The 20,239-nt window shown below is 41.2% G+C and carries 15 protein-coding genes, 1 rRNA gene, 1 other RNA gene and 1 pseudogene; 5 read left to right on the top strand and 13 right to left on the bottom strand.

Annotated elements, in window-relative coordinates; genetic code table 11:
• Positions 1–160 precede the first annotated feature (160 nt).
• From J2S11_RS16970 to tadA, 3 genes are all read right to left on the bottom strand, one after another.
• Complete coding sequence (locus J2S11_RS16970; RefSeq protein WP_307396541.1) at positions 161–1,618, bottom strand: ATP-binding protein; 1,458 nt, start codon at positions 1,616–1,618, stop codon at positions 161–163.
• A 191-nt stretch (positions 1,619–1,809) separates the two neighbouring features.
• An RNA gene (ffs, locus tag J2S11_RS16965) (signal recognition particle sRNA large type) lies at positions 1,810–2,075 on the bottom strand.
• Positions 2,076–2,171: 96 nt separating this feature from the next.
• On the bottom strand, positions 2,172–2,744 hold the full coding sequence (gene tadA / locus J2S11_RS16960) for a tRNA adenosine(34) deaminase TadA (RefSeq protein WP_307396539.1): 573 nt from the start codon (positions 2,742–2,744) through the stop codon (positions 2,172–2,174).
• 291 nt (positions 2,745–3,035) lie between these two features.
• Here tadA and J2S11_RS16955 point away from each other — a divergent pair, with 291 nt between their 5' ends.
• Entirely contained in the window at positions 3,036–3,689 is a 654-nt protein-coding gene (locus J2S11_RS16955; RefSeq protein ID WP_307396537.1) for a deoxynucleoside kinase, read from the top strand.
• Positions 3,667–4,332 (top strand): deoxynucleoside kinase, encoded by a 666-nt coding sequence (locus J2S11_RS16950; RefSeq protein ID WP_307396535.1) that lies wholly within the window; start codon positions 3,667–3,669, stop codon positions 4,330–4,332. Before J2S11_RS16955 ends, J2S11_RS16950 begins: the two co-directional genes overlap by 23 nt.
• Before the next feature lie 100 nt (positions 4,333–4,432).
• Here J2S11_RS16950 and J2S11_RS16945 read toward each other — a convergent pair whose 3' ends face one another.
• The 6 genes from J2S11_RS16945 to guaB form a co-directional block, all read right to left on the bottom strand.
• The gene (locus tag J2S11_RS16945) at positions 4,433–6,481 is read right to left on the bottom strand and encodes an ABC transporter ATP-binding protein (protein ID WP_307396533.1); all 2,049 of its coding nucleotides are present in this window, start codon (positions 6,479–6,481) and stop codon (positions 4,433–4,435) included.
• 485 nt (positions 6,482–6,966) lie between these two features.
• Positions 6,967–8,241 (bottom strand): serine--tRNA ligase, encoded by a 1,275-nt coding sequence (gene serS / locus J2S11_RS16940; RefSeq protein ID WP_307396531.1) that lies wholly within the window; start codon positions 8,239–8,241, stop codon positions 6,967–6,969.
• A gap of 188 nt (positions 8,242–8,429) precedes the next feature.
• On the bottom strand, positions 8,430–9,053 hold the full coding sequence (gene pdxT, locus J2S11_RS16935) for a pyridoxal 5'-phosphate synthase glutaminase subunit PdxT (protein WP_307396529.1): 624 nt from the start codon (positions 9,051–9,053) through the stop codon (positions 8,430–8,432).
• 7 nt (positions 9,054–9,060) lie between these two features.
• Complete coding sequence (pdxS, locus tag J2S11_RS16930; protein WP_307396527.1) at positions 9,061–9,945, bottom strand: pyridoxal 5'-phosphate synthase lyase subunit PdxS; 885 nt, start codon at positions 9,943–9,945, stop codon at positions 9,061–9,063.
• Between the two features lie 84 nt (positions 9,946–10,029).
• Positions 10,030–11,370, bottom strand: a complete 1,341-nt coding sequence (locus tag J2S11_RS16925) for a D-alanyl-D-alanine carboxypeptidase family protein (RefSeq protein WP_307396679.1) — start codon at positions 11,368–11,370, stop codon at positions 10,030–10,032.
• A gap of 202 nt (positions 11,371–11,572) precedes the next feature.
• On the bottom strand, positions 11,573–13,033 hold the full coding sequence (gene guaB / locus J2S11_RS16920) for an IMP dehydrogenase (protein WP_307396525.1): 1,461 nt from the start codon (positions 13,031–13,033) through the stop codon (positions 11,573–11,575).
• A gap of 163 nt (positions 13,034–13,196) precedes the next feature.
• Here guaB and J2S11_RS16915 point away from each other — a divergent pair, with 163 nt between their 5' ends.
• Positions 13,197–14,282: a YaaC family protein gene (locus J2S11_RS16915; protein ID WP_307396524.1), complete on the top strand. Its 1,086-nt coding sequence runs from the start codon at positions 13,197–13,199 to the stop codon at positions 14,280–14,282.
• 64 nt (positions 14,283–14,346) lie between these two features.
• Here J2S11_RS16915 and J2S11_RS16910 read toward each other — a convergent pair whose 3' ends face one another.
• Together J2S11_RS16910 and J2S11_RS16905 are read right to left on the bottom strand one after the other, a co-directional pair.
• Positions 14,347–15,576, bottom strand: a complete 1,230-nt coding sequence (locus J2S11_RS16910) for an MFS transporter (protein WP_307396521.1) — start codon at positions 15,574–15,576, stop codon at positions 14,347–14,349.
• Positions 15,577–15,623: 47 nt separating this feature from the next.
• Positions 15,624–16,574: an ArsR/SmtB family transcription factor gene (locus J2S11_RS16905; protein ID WP_307396519.1), complete on the bottom strand. Its 951-nt coding sequence runs from the start codon at positions 16,572–16,574 to the stop codon at positions 15,624–15,626.
• Between the two features lie 340 nt (positions 16,575–16,914).
• Between J2S11_RS16905 and J2S11_RS16900 the strand changes: the two genes are divergently transcribed.
• Positions 16,915–17,547, top strand: coding sequence for a cell wall hydrolase (locus tag J2S11_RS16900; protein WP_307396517.1), 633 nt, complete (start codon positions 16,915–16,917; stop codon positions 17,545–17,547).
• 75 nt (positions 17,548–17,622) lie between these two features.
• On the opposite strand, the gene J2S11_RS16895 is transcribed toward J2S11_RS16900, so the two are convergent.
• Positions 17,623–18,507: a LysR family transcriptional regulator gene (locus J2S11_RS16895; protein ID WP_307396516.1), complete on the bottom strand. Its 885-nt coding sequence runs from the start codon at positions 18,505–18,507 to the stop codon at positions 17,623–17,625.
• A 154-nt stretch (positions 18,508–18,661) separates the two neighbouring features.
• Here J2S11_RS16895 and J2S11_RS16885 point away from each other — a divergent pair.
• Positions 18,662–19,898: pseudogene (locus J2S11_RS16885) on the top strand (MFS transporter).
• Between the two features lie 249 nt (positions 19,899–20,147).
• Here the strand turns inward: J2S11_RS16885 and rrf are convergent.
• Positions 20,148–20,239, bottom strand: a 5S ribosomal RNA gene (rrf, locus tag J2S11_RS16880); the annotation flags it as partial.

Raw genomic sequence — 20,239 nt, 5'->3', positions numbered from 1 at the left:
GTCTCATCTTTTTATTATATCATGCTTAGGCTTCTGACACTAATAAGCAGACAAAAGAGGCTTCCAACTAAGAAAAAGCCCCAAAAAAGCTAAAGAGGCGCAAATCTGCTTTATGATAGCTGCTTTCATCCTTTAATCATTAGCAGAAGTTACGCCTAATTTACGTCTCTATATAGGGGATCTGAACGGTAAATAACGTTTCTCGTTCCGTCGATGAAACATTAATCTCCCCACCCATATCATGAATAATGCGATGACACACAGAAAGCCCAAGACCTGTTCCGTTTTCCTTAGTTGTAAAGAAGGGATCAAAGATCTTTTCCCTAATATAGGAGGGAATTCCTGGACCATTATCAGCAAAATGAATGTGCATGACTTTATTTCTAGGATCAATTTGATAAGAAATTTTAATCTTGCCTGATCCTTGAATGGCTTCAATCGCATTTTTACAAATATTCAAAAAAACCTGTTTCAATAGATCCCGATTACCGATTACTTTAGGTAAGTTCTCCTGTTCCTGATGCTCAATGGCTACCCCCTGCAAGGATGCCTCATTTCCTATAACCGGTAAGAACTGTGTCATTAGCTCTACCATGTGGATAATTTCAAACTTTGTTTCCTTTGATCGACTTAATAATAGGAACTCTCCTAAAAGATGATTAATTCTTTCGATTTCTTCGAGCATGATGTCGGTGTAATGAACTTCCTTCGTCAGGCTGTGGTCCTCTAATGTCTTTTTCATGACCTGTAAGAAGCCTTTAATAGAAGTGAGTGGATTTCTTATTTCATGAGCTGTTCCAGCCGCTACTTGTCCAATCATAGCCAATCGATCTTTTCGGCGGATCTGATCCTCTAGTAAGCGTACATTTGTAACATCCTTGATAAATATAGACATACCTATCCAATTGCGATCCAGATCATAAATCGGAAAGCTATCAAGCAAAAGCTCTCTTTCCGCTTGACCATCGTCCCACATCAATACTTTGTTACGGATGCTGATCTCTCTGAAAAGGGATTTGTGGATTAATCTGCGGTTAAAGGGTAGGGAGGCATAATACTCTAAGATGTTTTGACCGATATAATCCTCTATTTCTCCACCCATGATCTCTGTAGCCGCTTTCGTCATTGTCAGCACTTCTCCCTCACAATCTACAAGAAGTAAGGCTAAATGGGATTGGCTGAGTAGCTGCTCAGAAAATAGAGAAAGGAATTCACGTTGATATTCTTGACCCTGTTGTTCTTGACCCTCCATAAATTGAAGACACAAGTATTCGGGATAATCCTGCTGCTGATCCAGCTGTTCGAAAGGAATACAAAAGGGGCGGATTTGGCTTCGCCATAACTGATTTGCACCTTTCCACTCTATGTTCGCCTTATTATTCTGTACAATAATTTGCTGCAATTCATGAATATTTCTTATATTTTGGAACAAACCTTCATATATGTATATATCTTTAAGCTGCTCGGGACGATAGTGAGATACACGTAAAAACTGATCATTACATCCTAGCAAGCGACCTGAATGATGATGAAAAAGGATACAAGGGGCATCAATGTAAGTTAAATTATGTAGCAGTTGTTGTTCTTTGTGGTTACGTACATGAATAGTAACAAACACGATACTCCCCCTTCTAAACATCTGTTTTTATTGGAAATTATTGTTTTATATTCTACATGGCGATCAAAAGTTCCTGCCTAGCTCAAATCAAAATTTTTAGGAAATGTTCAAAAATGCAACATCTGCAAGTTAAAAAAGGAATAAAAAAAACACTACTTTGTTAGATAACTTAGTGTGTTTTATATGAAATGCTGTGCACCTAAGCTCGATAAGTATCACCCAAGCGTACTATTGTAGTTAGCTCAGAACAGGCGACCCTGCGGCACACGTTAGACACCACTTACCGCTGCTTCCTTCCGGACCTGACGGGGTTCATGGGCTTCCGTTGCGTAGGACCCATTCATCAACACCACTTGCAATAGCCAGACCTTACATCATACAAACCTCGATTAGGAATTCAACCCTGCTATAGCGGATTGCAGGTTACAGGGCACCGCTACCTCCCCATCTAGCACAGCAAACTTTATATATGATTTTAGGCACCTGATAAATGGTGCATCTATCATTATATATAATTCTGACTCGGAACACAAGATATTCCTTCTTCCAAAAGTTAGGATTCTATGGGACTATCGCTTCCTGTGCCACTTTCCCTATACTGAGAGGACATTTGAGCCTTGTGTTCTTTTTTCTGTGCTCTTAACCGGCGAAAAAAGGATTGTAGCAGCTCCTGACACTCCTCTTGGCATACACCGTGAATAATTTCTGTCTGATGATTTAAACGCTGATCCTGCAAGGTGTTGTACAAAGATCCAGCATAACCTGCCTTGGGATCCTTCGCTCCATAAATGAGCAGCTGAATTCTAGCCTGTATAATGGCCCCCGCACACATCGGACAAGGCTCTAATGTCACTATCAATTGACACTGCTCTAGTCTCCAGCCCCCTAGTTTTTCTGCTGCCTCCGAAATGGCCATAAGCTCAGCATGACCTAACGGATTGCCGTCGATTTCTCTTCTGTTATATCCACGACCAATAATCTCACCATCTCGAACAACAACAGCTCCAATGGGAACCTCACCTAAATCTTCGGCTTGCTTAGCCAATCGAATGGCTTCCTCCATATAATCAACATATGGCTGTAGATCGCTTTGTATCTCCGATGCTTTCGATGAATTATTGTCCATCTCCTACCCTCCTCCATAGCGGCAAAAATGGGAATTTATCCGACGGTTAAGTTAACCTTTTAAACGCTATAAATTATTTACTCTACTGGTTGCACTTCTATGTTTTTTGCTATAATATCGACAAGGTACTAATATCTTATTATGGTGTATCCTGTCGGACGCTCAAACGTTGTACAAGCTTCAAAGATGTGTTTATATCATACAATTGTAGCCCTTTGACTGTCTACACAAACACGACATGATATGCCTAACCATACAAGAGACAGGCTTCTTAATTAGGAGGAGAGCGGTGTGAAAATCCCTTTTATTAGCATTGAAGGACCCATCGGTGTGGGTAAAACCTCTTTGTCGAAGGAAATCAGTAAAACGTTTCAATTTCATTTATTGCAGGAGATTGTAGAAGAAAATCCTTTTTTAGATAAATTTTATCAAAATATGGATGAGTGGAGCTTCCAAATGGAAATGTTCTTCCTGTGTAATCGCTATAAACAGCTATTTGACATCCAATCAAGTTTTTTAGCCCAAAACAAGCCTGTAGTGGCTGATTATCATATTTTTAAAAATACGATTTTCGCTCGCCGAACTTTACAGCCTAGCGAGTGGCAGAAATACATACAAATTTATGATATTTTAGTTCAGGACATGCCTAAGCCCAATTTGATCATTTATTTAAATGCCAGCCTTGAAACGCTGATTGAGCGCATTCAAATGCGTGGAAGAGAAATGGAAAAGAGCATTGATCAAGCGTACCTACAACAATTATCGACCGATTACCGAGATTTTATGTATGAATTTAAGCGCAGTCACCCTGATATCCCTGTGCTGGAGTTTAACGGAGATGAGCTTGATTTTGTAGCGTCGAAGAAGGATTTAAATGACATCATTCAGCAGGTTAGCACATTATTGGAGAAGGAGAATCAGTATGAATGTAGCCGAACAATATAATATCCCTAAGGATGCAATCCTTACTGTAGCTGGAACGGTAGGAGTAGGAAAATCGACTATGACTCACCGTCTGGCGGAAGCGTTAGGTTTTCGTACATCTTTAGAAAAAGTAGAAGGAAATCCATACTTAGATTTGTACTATCAAAATTTTTCACGCTGGAGCTTTCATCTCCAAATTTATTTTTTAGCGGAAAGATTTAAGGAACAAAAAAGAATCTTTGAATATGGCGGCGGGTTTATTCAGGATCGCTCTATTTATGAGGATACAGGGATTTTTGCTAAAATGCTGTACCAGCAAGGCAATATGAACGAAACAGATTTTGAAACGTACACGTCCTTGTTTGAAGCGATGGTGATGACTCCTTATTTCCCTCATCCGAACATGATTATCTACTTAGAGGGAACCTTCGATGATATTGTGCAGCGTGTACAAGAGCGAGGACGCCCTATGGAGCAGGAAACGCCTTTAGCCTATTGGAAAGAGCTTCATGAGCGCTATGAGAATTGGATTAATCAGTTTAACGCTTGTCCGATTTTAAGGCTAAATATCAATGAGTATGATCTTGTTAAAAACCCTGAATCAATCTACCCTATCTTAGAGCGCATCGGCAAAAAGTTAAATTATGCTTTACCACAGAGATAGAAATTATCCTATCCATTCTTTTATACAGCATAAAAAGCATGAGTACGGTTTTAAAACGTACTCATGCTTTTCATTAAGCCAACTTTTACTAGTACATCATCTAATCAACACCAACGGCAACCTCTTCCCTTATAGAACTAGAAAGATCTGTTGAATCAGAAGTGTACAAATGACAGGCCACATATTGACCATCCCCTTGGTGGGTAAGCTGAGGAATTTCCTTCTCACAGCGCTCATGTGCTTGGGTACAGCGCGTACGAAATACGCAGCCGGATGGAGGATTTGCCGGACTAGGTGGATCTCCTTGTAATATGATTTTCTCTCCAGTTGCTTTGGGATTCGGTACGGGAATAGCTGAAAGCAACGCTTGACTATAAGGGTGTAAAGGTTTTTGATAAAAGTTTCTCTTAGGAGCAATTTCCATCATACGTCCTAAATACATCACACCGACTCGATCACAGAAATGCTTAATTACACTTAAATCATGAGAGATAAATAAGTATGTTAGGTTTAGCTCTTCCTGTAAATCGGCCAGTAGATTCAAAACCTGAGCCTGTATGGATACATCTAGCGCCGAAACCGGCTCATCCGCAACCACTAGCTGGGGATGCATAGCAACAGCTCTAGCGATTCCTATTCTTTGACGCTGTCCACCCGAAAACTCATGAGGATATTTCGATAACGCTGCTGCAGATAATCCGACTCGTTCTAACCACTCTATCACCTTTGCTTCCCTCTCCATAGGGGGATAAAGGTTATGAATAATCATTGGCTCCATCATTAATTGTCCTATGGTCATCCGTTGATTTAACGTAGCAAAAGGATCCTGAAAAATCATTTGCATTTCCCTGCGCTGCTTCCTTAATTCTGATGCTCTTAACTCAGAGAGGCTTTGACCATTAAATAGGATTTGACCAGCAGTAGGCTCGAGCAAACGGAGCAGTGTCCTCCCCAGCGTTGATTTCCCTGAACCGGATTCTCCCACAATCCCTAAAGTTTCTCCTTTATAGATAGTAAAAGAAACGTGATCGACCGCTTTGATTTCCTTTATCGGTTTGCCGAATAATCCTTTTCGAAGCGGGAAGTATTTTTTTAATCCTTTTACTTCTAGTAATACCTCCTTGTCTTTCTTTCTCTCTACTGTTCTGTCATCATTTATTACAATTGATTCGGAATCATCATACAGAAAACAACGCACACGATGACGAATTTCATGCTCGATGAGCTCCGGATCCTCTTCCATACAACGGGCCATTACTTTACTACACCTAGGGGCAAAGCGACATCCCTGTGGAAAGCTATGAGAAGGAGGAATCGCTCCAGGGATTTGTTCTAAACGTGTCTCCTCATCCTCTAGTCTTGGCATACTAGACATCAAGCCTTCCGTATACGGATGAAGAGACCGGTCAAATATATCGTGGACCGATGCTTCTTCTACTACTTGACCTGCATACATGACGATCACTCGATCAGCCATTTCTGCGACAACACCTAAATCATGGGTAATGAGCAGAATGGAGGAATCATACTTTTCCTTCACATCCTTCATTAACTCAAGAATTTGTGCTTGTACGGTCACATCTAAAGCTGTAGTCGGCTCATCAGCAATAAGCAGCCTAGGCTCACAGCACATAGCCATAGCGATTACTGCTCTTTGTCTCATTCCCCCTGAGAGCTGATGAGGATACTCATGTACCGTCTCCTCAGCCCTTGGAAAACCTACTAGCTTTAACAGATGGATTGCCTTCTCGTATGCAGCCGCTTTCTTTAAACCTTTATGCTTCCTTAGAGCTTCTGCTATTTGGTACCCTACCGTAAAAATAGGATTTAAGGAGACCATCGGCTCTTGGAAGATCATCGCTATTTGATTCCCTCGTATGCGTGTTAATTGCTTCTCAGAAAGCTTAAGGAGATCCTGTCCCTCGAACAATATTTTCCCTTCTACCACTTCTCCTATTTGCTCAGGAATAAGACCCATGATAGAAAGAGAGCTAACACTCTTTCCAGAGCCCGATTCGCCTACAATAGCTAATGTTTCTCCAGCATAGACGTCTAGGCTCACTCCATCTACAGCTTTTGATACACGGCCATCATCGCCAAAAAAGTAGGTCTTGAGATCACTAACTTCAAGTACTTTTTCTTTACTCACAGTAACACCCCTTGTTTACCAAAATAATGTCATTCATTTCTGACTAAACGAAGCAGATAATTTGAGCGAATTTTTAGAAAATAAAATACAAAATCTACCTTTATATACATTACTGTTTTGGTCTATACTCTAAATTTTGTCATATTTGACGTCATATGTACAGGAGTTCTGTTAGAAAAGCTTCTATTGAAGCCCTCTCGAAGAGGTTGCCTAGTCCATCATTAGAGGAAGCTTTCACCACATAGTGCGCAAGTGACGCTAAGCAACTAAAGTTGCAAGTCGTCCTATGTCCTGCAGTCAGAATTTATAAATTATAAAACTTGAAGAAACCATTGTATCAAATTTTATAAATTCTTAGACTGTAAAATAAAATGGGGGAATCGTCTCTTTTAAGACTTATCCCCCTCCATTTCTTTCCTAGTCTATCTATCAATGACCGTGCAGAGTCATCGTTTGTAAATTTAGTCTTGCTGTTTACAGAATGGCTATTCTAAATGTGTACGATTGCCTAAGTAAGGCTGTAAAACGGCAGGGACTCTTACTCTACCGTCCTGCGCCTGATAGTTCTCCAAAATCGCTGCAACCGTTCTTCCAATAGCTAGGCCAGAGCCGTTGAGTGTATGAACAAATTCTGGCTTACCTTTTTTGTCTCTTCTAAAGCGAATATTGGCTCTTCTTGCCTGGAAATCTTCAAAGTTACTACAGGAGGAAATCTCACGGTAGGTAGAATAGCTTGGAAGCCAGACCTCTATGTCGTACTTTTTAGCGGCAGTAAAGCCTAGATCTGCTGTACACATATTAAGCACTCGATAAGGAAGCTCTAGCAGCTGTAGAATTCGTTCAGCGTGAGCCGTTAGCTTTTCTAGCTCCTCATAGGAGTCCTCTGGCTTTACAAAACGAACAAGCTCAACCTTATTAAATTGATGCTGACGAATCAGCCCTCTTGTATCTCTTCCGGCAGACCCCGCTTCAGATCTGAAGCAAGCACTATACGCCGCAAAAGCAACTGGAAGCTGCTCCACGTCCAATACATGATCACGATAATAGTTCGTTACAGGAACCTCTGATGTAGGGATCAGGAAAAAGTCTGTATCCTGCAATTTAAAAGCGTCCTCTTCAAATTTAGGAAGCTGCCCTGTCCCTGTCATGCTCTCACGATTAACGATATACGGAGGCACAATTTCCTCATAGCCATGCTGATCAATATGCTGATCCAACATAAAGTTAATTAACGCACGCTCTAAACGAGCTCCGATCTTCTTCAAAAAGACAAAGCGTGCACCCGTTACCTTGGCCGCTGCTTCAAAATCTAAAATGCCTAGCTTGCTGGCAATGTCCCAGTGGGGCTGTGGTTCAAAATCAAATTGAGGAGTTTCTCCCCATGTACGGTGAAGCACGTTATCATCCTCAGTTGCCCCAATCGGCACACTCTCATGTGGAACATTAGGTATGGTTAGCAGGATATCATTAATTTGTGCATCAAGAGCGTTTAGCTCTTCATCCTGTTGTTTGATTTGATCATTCACACTTTTCATTTCTTGAATCAGATGCTCCGCATCCTGTTTTTCTCTTTTAAGCAGGGCCACCTGTTGAGAAACGCTATTTCTACGGCTCTTTAGCTCCTCAACTTGTTGAATTAAAGCTCTGCGTTTCGTATCTAGCTCAGGAAACTTGTCCAGCTCTGTAATATCCTCACCACGGTGCTGGAGCTTTTCTTTCACCTCTTCAAAATCAGTACGTAATCGTTTCGCATCAAGCATAAAAGCACTCCTTTTATACAATCATTTACAGATATTATTTTTGCTTCCCCTATAATATCACGAATACAGTTAAAATGGGCAATATGGGTAAAATCAATCCATGCAGATACTATGGGGAGCCTAGGCTCAAGGAGCAGCCAGAGAGAAAAACCCTCACCCCAATAAGGGAAGAGAGTTAACCTAAGGCTCTATATCTCTTGCTCACGCTGAATCTCTTGCTTCTTACCTTCTGTGTTGCCCCAAGCGTAGGACTGAACCATTTGAACGAAATAAGCGTGTAAGCGCTCGTCCTCCGTAAGTTCTGGATGAAAGCTTGCTGCTAGATAATGGCCTTGCCTAGCCGCTACAATACTGTCCTTGTGCTTCGCTAGAATTTGGACATCTGAACCGACCTCTAAAATAAGGGGAGCTCGAATAAATACCGCTCTAAAGTCATCAGCTATTCCTTCAAGAACTAGGTTTGTTTCAAAGCTTTCCCGCTGACGGCCAAAAGCGTTTCGTTGCACATCTATGTCCATAACTCCTAGATGAGAGGTTTCTTGCTCAGCAATACGTTTAGCTAAAATAATTAAACCTGCACAGGTGCCGAACAAAGGGAATCCTGAGGAGGCTAACTGCTGTAGCCTCTCCATAAAGCCATACATCCTCATAAGCCTACCAATTGTTGTGCTTTCTCCGCCTGGAATGACTAAGCCTGATATATCCTCCAGCTGTTCGACCTTCTTAATTGGGAACGCCTCTGCTCCAGCCTTCTGTAGCATACGAACATGCTCGGCCACAGCACCCTGCAAGGCTAATACACCTATTTTCATCCTTCTCCTACCAGCCGCGATCCTGCATCCGTTCAGAAGGGGCAATATTGGAAATCTCAATACCCTTCATCGGTGTACCTAGATCCTTAGATATTTTTCCGATTAGCTCATAATCCTCATAATGTGTTGTCGCTTCAACGATCGCTCTAGCGAACTTCTCAGGGTTATCTGATTTAAAGATACCAGAGCCTACAAACACTCCATCTGCTCCTAAATGAACCATTAGAGCCGCATCAGCAGGTGTAGCAATTCCTCCAGCTGCAAAGTTAACAACAGGAAGCTTGCCTGTTTCATGAATCTCTAGCAATAGCTCGTACGGAGCTCCTAAATTCTTCGCTTCTGTCATTAGCTCATCCTTAGACAAGCTCTTCACTTTACGAATTTGAGATTGAACCATCCTCATATGACGTACAGCCTCTACGATGTTCCCTGTTCCTGGCTCACCCTTCGTACGCAGCATCGATGCTCCTTCACCTACACGGCGCAGAGCTTCACCTAAATCACGCGCACCACAAACAAAAGGGACAGTAAAGTCATGCTTATTGATGTGGAACACCTCATCCGCTGGAGTCAGCACTTCACTTTCATCAATATAATCGACTCCAAGAGCTTCTAGCACCTTGGCTTCAACAAAATGTCCGATACGTGCTTTAGCCATAACGGGAATGGAAACGGCTCCTACAACCTGTTCTACGATCGTTGGATCTGCCATACGGGCAACTCCACCAGCCGCTCGAATATCTGATGGTACTCGCTCTAAGGCCATAACGGCAACGGCTCCTGCAGCTTCAGCGATTTTTGCCTGTTCAGCGTTAACCACATCCATGATTACGCCACCTTTTTGCATTTCTGCCATCCCTCTTTTAACTCTAGACGTTCCTGCTTCTTGCATGTGTATTCCTCCTATCGGAATTAGAATTTAAGAATTTATTCAGACTTCTGATCGAAATGACCGTTATAGCTTACCTTCTAGTATTTACGAAAACCAGCCTTGGATTCCTTCTACAATACTCACCCACACATTCGAGAAAAACTCCAAAATCGAACGCATAAAGAGACGTAGCCAGCCTGCTTTTTCGATATCCTCTTGGGCAATCAGTTCTAGTGATTCCGATGTTTGATCCTGTTGAATAAAACTATACTCTGTATTCCCTGTGTACACAACTCTAACTTCTCCTACAGCTGTTCCTTGCTCAATCGGTGCAATCAAGCGACCCTCTTCATCGACCAGCTCTGGATCCATGACAACCTCTAAGGTGTAGAGTTCCTCTTCACCCTCGTACATATAAGTAGTTAATGCTTGTTCAATGGCAACAGGTAGCTCCTTTTGCTTCCCTTTTGCCACAGGAATGGTTTCATAGCCTTCAATGATTTCACCAGCTTGTACAACTTCATTTAACTCAAAGTTATTAAAACCATAGTCAAGCAGCTTTTGAGTCTCGACAAAACGAGACTGCTGAGTTTCCGATTTCATAATGACACTAATCAGTCTTACACCGTCACGCTCTGCTGTACCAGTAAAACAGTTTCCTGCAAGGTCCGTATAGCCCGTTTTCAGCCCATCAAGACCTTGATACGTTAAACCAAGCGGAGTTCCTGTACGGTGTCCTTCTAGCATCCAGTTAAAGTTAATCATTTCAATATCAAAATAGCCTGCTTCAATTTCCGGAATGGAGGAAAATTCTAATACCTCCGGGTACTCACGTACTAAAGCACGAGCTAGAATAGCCGTATCTCTTGCAGACATAAGGTTCTCGTCCGATTCTGTTCCTGTATGAATATGCTGACCTAGCATACTGTTAGGTAGCCCTGTTGAATTTACAAAATGAGAGTTGGTCATGCCTAGCTCTCTTGCCTTTTCATTCATTAGCTGAACAAAAAGCTGCTCTGAGCCGGCCACCTGCTCTGCTAGAGCAACCGTTGCATCATTCCCAGAGTATACCGCCATAGCCGTATACAGTTCTTCTACTGTTCTTTGTTCTCCTTGTGCCAGCCACACCCTGGATGTCCCATCCAATGAAGCAATGAAATGGGCAAAAGGACTTGTTGTCACAACTGTATCCCAATCAAAATCTCCGTTATGTATCGCTTCTAAAACAAGATATTCGGTCATCATCTTACTCATACTTGCAGGGGGAAGTGCTACGTCCGCATTTTTACTAAATACAATTTTACCTGTTTCTACCTCAACTAATAAGGCAGATTCTGCATCAAGATCAAAAGGTGTATTTGCCGCCACAGATAGCGTTCCCAACCCACCAGTAATCGTTGTAAAAGCTAGCATAACAATGAGCCCAAGCCATCCGATTTTTTTCATTAATTTCAATCCTCGCACCCCCATAATAATAAGCCAAACTAACAAATATTTTATCATAGCTGACCATGCAAAAAAAGACAGGAATTATTTCCTGCCTTTAGATTCGTCCCTGCTCTTGTTTTTAGTACGTCTATCCGCCATCAAATATGAACATTGCGTAACATTTGGCTTACGGACATCATTAATCTTTCCTTACAGCTATCTAGCTGATGGAATAGTTTGGTGCTTCCTTCGTAATTTGTACATCATGTGGGTGGGATTCCCTAAGACCAGCGTTTGTAATACGCACGAATTGTCCATTCTGAATCAAATCTGTTACGGTTTTCGTCCCACAATAGCCCATTCCTGCACGCAGCCCTCCGACAAGCTGATGGATGGAATCAGCTAATGGCCCTTTATAAGGAACTCTTCCTTCAATCCCTTCAGGAACAAGCTTCTGCTCTCCCTCTTGAAAGTAGCGATCCTTACTCCCCGTTTTCATTGCTCCAATAGAGCCCATTCCACGGTATACCTTAAAGCGACGGCCTTGGAAGATTTCAAACTCTCCAGGACTTTCAGATACTCCTGCTAGGAGACTTCCTAGCATAACAACACTAGCTCCAGCAGCAATTGCCTTGGTAATATCTCCAGAGTATTTAATACCTCCATCAGCAATAATCGGTACGTTATACTCACGAGCCACAGTAGCACAGTCATATACCGCTGTTATTTGTGGAACCCCGATTCCAGCTACAACACGTGTCGTACAGATGGAGCCTGGTCCAATTCCAACTTTTACAATGTTCGCTCCAGCTTCTATAAGGGATCTTGTTCCTTCACCAGTAGCTACGTTACCAGCAATAATGTTCAGGTCAGGATACTGCTCACGAACACGCTTAATGGTGTCTAGCACACCCTTAGAGTGACCATGGGCCGTATCAATAACAATAACGTCTACCCCAGCTTCTACTAAAGCGGACACACGCTCATCGATATCCTTGGACACACCAATCGCTCCACCAACGATAAGACGACCTTTATGATCCTTTGCTGCATGAGGGAATTCAATCGCTTTTTCAATATCCTTAATGGTAATTAAGCCACGTAGCAAATATTGATCATCGACGAGTGGGAGCTTTTCAATTTTGTGCTTTTGCAGAATCTCTTCTGCTTGCTCTAATGTGGTTCCTACAGGTGCTGTAATCAGGTTATCTCGGGTCATGACATCATTGATTTCAATGGAGTAATCGTGAATGAAGCGTAGATCACGGTTCGTTAAAATACCTACAAGCTTTTGCTGCTCGTCCACGATCGGAACACCAGAAATCCGATACTTGCTCATCAGATGCTCAGCATCATAGACCTTGTGCTGTGCCGTTAAAGAAAAAGGGTTTGTGATGACACCACTTTCAGAGCGTTTAACTCGATCTACCTGCTCCGCTTGTTCTTCAATAGACATGTTCTTGTGAATAATGCCTAGGCCTCCCTGCCTAGCCATAGCAATCGCCATTTCTGCCTCTGTAACAGTATCCATACCTGCACTAATAACAGGAATATTCAGCTTTAATGTTTCACTAAGCTGTACAGATAAATGAACATCTCGGGGCAAGACCTCCGATTTGGCTGGAACAAGCAATACATCATCAAATGTAAGTCCTTCTTTAGCAAATTTATTCTCCCACATAACACCTGACCCTTTCCTTTTTTTGCGTCATTTCCGAATAATACTAAAAAATATTATTGAAAGTTTATCAGAAGCCAAAATTTACGTCAAGATAGGGGAAATAAGTCAGACTCTTTTGCACATTCTATACTTGTGAGCCGAATAAAAAAGGTGGGGATATCTAATGATCGATTCATATATAAAAACGGAAGATCCTATGCAGAAAATATGGAGCTTTTTTCACTATTATCAAAATGAGCCAAATGTGAAGGCATTATTATTAGAGCGCTATAAGGCCTTCCCCGATATTCAAGAAGAGAAGCAAGCTCTACGACTAGCCTATGAAAATACGCATAAATTAATTTATTTTTTAAAGCAAGGGGTAGCCTATTTCAAGTCGGCTAAGGAGAGTGAGTTTATTGTCCGTCCACTTCTGCTCTATTATGGCGTAACCAGTTTGATGAAGGCGGTGATTTTAATCAATGACCCTTTTTATCCTCGAACAACGGCTGTCCTGCAGCATGGAATTACTACACGCAAGAAGAAAAAATTACATTACCAGTTCCTTTTAGATGAGATCAAGGTACAACGTGACGGGCTACTGCCCTTATTTGCCGAAATGACCCTTACGTCATCTTTAAAGGTGCACAGCAAGTTTAAGGTGAGAGAGCTACTTAGTATGGTCCCTGAGCTACAGGATATCTATACTAGGAAAACAGGAGAACAAACACTCCTTCCTGTGCACATTACAGAACAACCTTTGCCTGTTACTACTACAGCATCACTAATACTGGAGGATAGACAGGCTGCTACGGCTAATATGTGGGAGCTTCGTTTTATACCTGATAAGAAAGAGGGTATAACTCAAACGGAATTTGAAAGCTTGACAGACCTCTTTGTAGTGGGGTTATCTGAACATGAGTCTTTACTTCACTCGGACCAACGTACGTTTTCTCTTCATTTTGAGAGCAAAAATCCACTTTTTACACCTCTTCAGCATCCCCAGATCTGTCGGAATAGTGATGGATCATTTTTCTTTTATACGAAGGGGACTTTACGGATTTCCGATGAACTAGTCGTGATTAATATGCTATCTTATCTTTTAGGTATGCTTTGTCGTTATGATACAGAGCTTTGGGGTGAATTGGTTTTTTCCTTTAGTTCAAGCGACACCTACTTAATTGAAGAAATCCTGCAGCTTATACTAAGGAAATTTCCTAACCTTGTTTTGAATCAGATCTACCAGCAAAACCTGATTTTTATCCCCTAGCTTATGAAAACAAGCATGTGTTTTTGCCTAGCTGTTTTTCATCTCAGACAGCAGCATTTTCTTCTTAGGCAGATGTTTCTCCCTGTACCTCTGGCACATGATCATTTAACTGCTTAAAAATAGGTGTCAGAAAAGCGATGATAGCTACCAATGTAATCAAGCTACCTATAGCTAAAAATAAGATTGAAACACCCCATGCGTCAGCAACAATTCCACCTAATAAAGCACCAACTGGCACACCAGCTTGAGCAAGTAAAATTCTAATGGAAAACACTCGTCCTCGTAAATGCTCTGGCACACGCCTTTGGTACAGGGTTGTGTTATGTATGTTAAAGCTCATGATGAATATGCCCTGAATCACCGCTACAAGAAGAGAAAGAACGTATACTGAGCTTACTCCCAAGACCAAAAATCCTACTCCTTCTAAGAAGGCTGCCCCTAGCATCAACTTACGTCTATCCTTAGGTTCCTTAGCTGCTCCAATCAGCACTGAGCCCAAAACCATACCTAAAGAGAATGCAGACATAAACAAGCCATATTGAAACGTTGAGCCGCTCAACACTTCCGTTACATATGGGAGATACATTGGACTAACAGCACCAACGCAAAAATTCATGAGCATGAGGAGGATTCCTACACCTAGCAGTACTGGGTATATTTTATAAAAGGAAAGACCCTCCTTAAATTGAGTGAACCAGCCTTCCTTTTGAACATAGGTATGATTGGATTTCGGTAAAAGGAATAGAAAAAAGCCCGCTAATCCCAATACAATGACCAGCATCCCTATTATGATTTGTACTCCTATCAGCTGCAATAGCAGACCAGCTAAGGCGGGTCCAATAAGCATCATAAGCTGCATCGTTCCTTCTAAAGAGGAATTTCCTTGGACCAGCTTATCCTTGGGTAGGATCTGGGCTACATAAGCCATACTTGAAGGCCGAAAGAGGGGCTCTGCTATCCCCATGACAAGAGCAATAATATAGAGATAAACTAGACCAAGCTGCCCTGTAAAAAAGAGAATTAAAGCGATTAAAAAGGTTCCCGCACGAACCCACTCAGAAAAAACCATCACAGCTCTACGATCCCAGCGATCCAAATATGGTCCCGAAATCAACTGAACGATAATACTAGGCACCATATAAAAAACCCACACACTCCCCATAGCTACCATAGATCCTGTAAATTCATACGCTAACCATGACATTAGAAACGTAGTAAACGTTCCCCCTAAAGCAGACGCAGACTGACCTAGCCAGATAAACATAAATGACCTGTTCTGCATTAACGTTCTCACCCTGTCACTCTCCCTCATTTATTCCATCTATTAAAATAAACGATAGATTATCTAGTAACATATTCATGTATAACATCGGAAATTTCCCTTATCCTCGTCTCTCTAAGACTATACCTTGTTCCTTTTGTATCCGATATATGATACCGAACAAGCCCTGCTGCCCGAAGCATGACAACATGGTGGTGGACGGTACTTTTGGCCAGCCCAAGGTGCTGTACAATTTCGGTAAAGCTTTTTTCTGTTTGGTACAAAAAACGAAGCGTTTTCAGTCTATTAGGATCAGATATGCATTTTACGATCCTTAGCAACCTAGGTGCGGGTTCATCGGCGCTAGCTTGAAGATCAATCGGATAGCAATAGAATTGCTTCAGTTGCTCACCGACGTTTAGCTGAGTATAGATGTTAAAGGGGCTAAAGTGTACTTGTGGGATCAATATAATTTGATCTGCATTCGTATCCTCTAGGTACATACCATTTGTTAATCTTTCAATGATTTCTATCGCCGAAAGCTTCCCCATCCATTCTTTTTTTTCAGACAAGCTACGGTTAAGTTCTGCCGTTATCTTCTCTTCAACGTTAGCAAAGTATTGCTTATACCACCCTTCCCATATCGTAACTATACGGTCCTTTAGTCCATTTAGATCACATGTTTGTACTGCAGAGTGTCCACTTTCATCCAGTATAAATTGATGCAGTTTTTTGAAGCATTCACTGTCCTGTCTTAACCACTCTAAAAATCCTGAAACACTTTCCTTAGTGGGACAAAGATAAACAAGCGATATAATATCACACTGCTGTAATAGAAAATCACGTTCGCTTTCCATTATTTCTTTAATTTCTGGAGATAACTGCTCATCGATTTGCTTAACCCTGTCTTTACCGAGCTCTAATATCTTTCTATCTTTCTTATTTAAATAAGCACGTAAGCTAAGTACAAGCTCATATACAGGAGAACATTCTAGGATTATTTCTAGGTTTTCTTTTGGCTTTATGCTCATTCAGGACCTCCATTGCTGGGTTGATTTACAACATGTTTGTTGTTCTTGTGTTCTTGTGTTCTTGTGTTCCTGTGTTCCTGTGTTCCTGTGTTCCTGTGTTCCTGTGTTCCTGTGTTCTCAATTAATTGGACTTTAATTAGTTCGATTTTGATCGAACTTAAAAATAAGTCTACACTATTTTTGATCTCTATGCAAGAAATGATGGATGAATCTTGTATTTTCGATCTCTCCTTTCCTTTTATTAGAGAAGAGCGAAAAGATGGGAGAGTATCGGGAATTGTACTCGACCTGTCTTTCAATTCCCTCGCCCTTAAAACTAATTTTAAGGGGAGATTGATACATGGCTTATGGAGATCCAATAAGAAACCACAATCCAAATAACCCGTGGAATTTAAACCATTTTAGAAGCTTACCAGCTGCTGATAACATGGCACGTATGATTTATTCTGAGGCCCGTGGTGAGACGCTAGAAGGCAAGAGAGGTTGCTATCATGTGGTGCTAAACCGTATTGCTGTCAACCTAGCAGAGTTTGGAGGTAACACTATTAACGGAACAATTCTGCATCCTTATCAGTTCACAGGTATGACGACTCTTTCTGCTCGTGAGCCCAACAGGAGTACTCAAGCGTGGACAGATTCTTTAGATGTTGCATTAAATGGAGGAGCAAATCCTATTGGTAGCTGTCTATGGTTTAACACGAATGCCCTATATAACAACCGATCAAGAATAAGGAATGGAAGAGAAGAATATAGCTTTAACGGTTTAACGTATAGAGAGGTTGTAGAAAAAAGAGTGCTTGGTAACCACACATTCTTTAGGGTTTCAGGCTACGGTGGTGGAGGAAGTAACCCTATTTATCGCGTCATCGTTGATGGAACTCAGGTTGGGGCCTACTCTCAGTATCCAAACATTTTGAACGAAATTTCTAATCGTATTGGAACAGCTAGTCAAATTCAGATTCAAAAAATTTAAGACCAGATAAACCTATTAGAAGTATAAGTTAACTTGGCAGTCTAAAACAGCTAACACCCCTGACTTGGGAGACTTTTATGATGCTCCCAAGTCTATACTCAATATATAGTCAATCCATGTAGAAACACCAAGCTGCTGTTCTTTTCTTTTTGGGTAGATAAGATAAGTCGTACGCTTCGGAACAGGTTTGTCCAGCTTTAGCTCTATCTGTTTGAGCTCACCTTTTTCAATTAAAGGATCACAAACAGAGTTTAATAAGAATCCATAGTATTTCCCTGACTGAATGAATTTGAGTAAATAAGCAGCATGATCGACCTGTAAGCTGTGTACTTTCCCTTTTCCAGTCTCAGACCGATACCAGGAAGAGAACGGATCTCCCCAGTCCATATGAACGTAGGGATACGTAGACAATTCCTGAATAGAGATTGGTTGCTCCCCTATATCGAAGCTCTGATGGGCTACCAGCTTTAATGTGTTAGAAAAAAGAGGAACTACCTCCATATCTAGTCCTTTTGGCGGAATATAGACGATACCTACATCAATAATTCCATCCATGATTTTATTTATAATTTCATCGGAATGTCCTATAATCGTTCGTAAAGCAATTGTAGGATAACGCTCTGCAAATTGATCAAGAGCAGGGAAAAGCATATATTCCCAAAGTGAATTAAGACTGCCTAAAACTAATTGATCTTCGAACTCTTCGTCTGCTGCTACAATCCTTTCACTTTCCTGCACTAATTCTAATATCCGTTGAGCATACAAGAGAAATCTTTTCCCTGCCGTTGTCAGCTCCACATATCTATTGTCTCGAATTAATAGCTTTTTTCCTAAACTAAGCTCTAATGATTTTATTCTCATCGTTACGGTAGATTGAGAAATATGTAGCTTTTCAGCTGCTCTAGTGAAGTTTTTGAACTTTGTTAACTCTACAAAGGCCTTCAGTTCCTGTATCTCCATAAAAATCCCTCACATTCATCGTTTATACCACTTTTAAACCACAAACTTAGTATACCTTAGTTGTGTTTCTAATCAATTTTTTTGATTACAGCTATTTAAATAATTCATTTTATTAATCATGAGGAAACAGCTATGATAATCTTATCGTTTTTGAATGAATGTTTTAGGAGAGTGTGTACAAATGATTCGATGGCAGCATTCCTTTCCACTAGGAGTACCTTTATTACTTCTAAATACACTATTGATGTCTCTAGGCTTTTTTGCCCTTATTCCCTATCTCTCCTACTATCTTACTGGCAGCTTACTTTGGACACCATTCCTTGCAGGGCTCTTATTAATGCTGCGCCAGTTCACCCAGCAGGGCTTTGGTTTCCTTGCAGGATTAGTAGCAGATCGCATTGGCTATAAAATGATGATTGTTTCTGGTATGTTCGTCAGAGGAATGGGATTTGGTCTGTTTGCGTTATCAGACCATGTATTTAGTTTATTTCTAGCGTACCGGTTTAGGTGGGGCTGCATTTGACTCTACTAGTCACGCTGCACTCAGTACCCTAACTCCAATCCAAGAAAGAAGCAGGATGTTTGCCATCCGAAAAATACTAGCTAACGTTGGTATCGCCTTGGCTTCTATATTAGGAGCGATATTAATTCATTTTGACTTTATATATATTTCTTTAGCCAGTGCTGCAATATTTATTTTCATTAGTATTTTATCGTATATAAGATTACCTGAGATTTACGTTCAGACCCAGCATATCCCATTTGAAAGCATGTGGAGAACAGTAATTAAAGATCGCCATTTTGTTACCTTTACACTAATTACCATAGGTTATTACTTTATGTATATGCAGCTCTTTCTAACTATTCCGATTCACGCTGTTCAAATCACTAACCATCCTCAGGCGGTTTCTCTGGTATTGCTTTTGTTTTCTTTCACTATCATTTTGTGCCAATACTTCATCAGTAAATGGATGACTCGTTTTGAATTGATCTTCACATTAAAGCTAGGGTTTGGTCTAATGGGCATAGGGTTAGTTCTCTTAGGCTCAACAAATTTCTTGTCTCTATTCATTTGTGGAATGCTGCTTTTTTCTTTCGGGGTCATGATTTCAGAACCGACCACTTTCGACCTTATCTCCCGTTTTGCCAAGCCAGCACTCATGGCCAGCTATTATGGCTTTGCTAGTCTTGGTATGGCTTTAGGTGGAGGTCTTAGTCAAGGCCTTGGAGGAGGAATTTTGCAAATAGGAGTACAGAATAATTTTCCAAGCTTGTTGTGGTGGTGTACAGGATTTGTTGCTTTACTGTCTATAGTTGGGCTACACTTTCTTGGAAAATCTATGGGAAGCCATAACCCGCCAGCAAGTGTAGGCACTCTGAAAGCTGAATAAGCTCCATTTTTATATAGTACTGCATACTTTTCCGAGCAAATGACCAAAGTGAATGTTTTCTTCAATGAAAAAAGCCTCTAGAAGCATTTTCTAGAGGTTTAGATCCAACGAGAGGATTCCTCTAATCGTGGATGCCCTTCTCCGAGTTGGCTGCGATTCAGGTTCCGCATACTCTCCCAGTGGAAGTCGAGAGTGGACGTTTTTCCCCATAAAAAAAGCCCCTAGGGTAAACTCCTAGAGACGCTTCTTGCCCGGCAACGTCCTACTCTCCCAGGGGTAAAACCCCAAGTACCATCGGCGCTGGAAGGCTTAACGGTCGTGTTCGGTATGGGAACGCGTGT

The sequence above is a fragment of the Bacillus horti genome, from assembly GCF_030813115.1.
In the GTDB taxonomy this organism is placed as follows: domain Bacteria; phylum Bacillota; class Bacilli; order Caldalkalibacillales; family JCM-10596; genus Bacillus_CH; species Bacillus_CH horti.
This window is presented reverse-complemented; position numbering and strand designations above follow the sequence as displayed.